This window comes from Vibrio sp. 3-2(1), assembly GCF_963887575.1.
Classification (GTDB): Bacteria; Pseudomonadota; Gammaproteobacteria; order Enterobacterales; family Vibrionaceae; genus Vibrio; species Vibrio anguillarum.
In genome coordinates this window covers 1-1091 of record NZ_CAWPGB010000047.1, presented here as the reverse complement: position 1 = coordinate 1091, position 1091 = coordinate 1, and the positions used below count along the sequence as shown (strand labels likewise).

The following is a 1091-nucleotide window of genomic DNA, read 5'->3' as shown; positions in this document are numbered from 1 at the left end:
CTTGGATTCAAGTACGAAGTGCGACACCTCTGAACATAAAAACAGTGAGATGCGATAATCATGAAGTTTGCTCCCGCCAAGAAGTAAAAAACATGAGATACACGCACCTCACTGAGAACGAAAGGTATATGATTTCTGCACTCAGAAAGCAAGGAATTAGTACCGCTAAAATAGCTAAACAACTGGGTCGTCACAAAGCTACTATCTATCGAGAAATTGAACGCAATTCCCGATACAACAGACACTTTAAAAGGTACTCCTATCAGGCGTGGAGAGCCCAACAAATGGCTCGCAACCGGCTGAGTCGCTCGCGCAGAAATAAGCGCTACAGCGAAATCGACTTCAGGTTACCTGAAGCCTTGCTACGACTGGATTGGAGCCCTGACCAAATCGTCGGATACCTAAGGGTAAGAGGCTATCCAACAATGAGTCACGAGCTCATTTATCAGCATATTTGGAACGACAAAACTCTCGGTGGCACACTATGGAAACACCTACGCCAATCTACCAAGAAAAGGCGCAAAAGGTATAACTCAAAAGACAGCCGAGGTCGGCTGGCAGCAAAGCGTCATATTACCGAAAGACCTGCAAAAGCTGAGCATCGAAATGAGCCTGGCCATTGGGAAATTGATACCGTCGTTGGCCGCGGAACCAAGCACTGCATCGTGACTTTAGTCGACAGAATGACTGGCTACACTTTTATTGGGCAAATGGACGATAGAACAAGCGAGTCGCTCAACGTAAGAATGAGCAAAATTATGACCCGCTCTGACTTACCTTTTAAGACGATAACTGCGGATAACGGCACTGAATTTCATGGTTATGCACAACTAGAAAAACATCATAACTGTCTGTTTTACTTTGCAAATCCATACCATTCATGGGAGCGAGGCACTAATGAAAACACCAATGGCTTGATACGACAATACTTACCAAAACGAACTTCTATGTCACACGTGACACAGAAGCTCTGCAATGAAATTGCACACAAATTAAATACGCGCCCACGCAAAAGACTTGGGTATAGGACACCAACGGAGTATATTCATGCGCATCTGTAGAAAGTGTCGCACTTCAAACTTGATACTAAG

Annotated in this window: 1 protein-coding gene; it reads left to right on the top strand. The window is 44.6% G+C overall.

Translation table 11 applies throughout. From position 1 onward, the window contains the following. Nucleotides 1–92: 92 nt before the first annotated feature. A complete protein-coding gene (locus AACQ79_RS14275; RefSeq protein ID WP_080996487.1) occupies nt 93–1061 on the top strand; it encodes an IS30-like element ISVa6 family transposase in 969 nt (322 codons plus the stop codon). Nucleotides 1062–1091 lie beyond the last annotated feature (30 nt).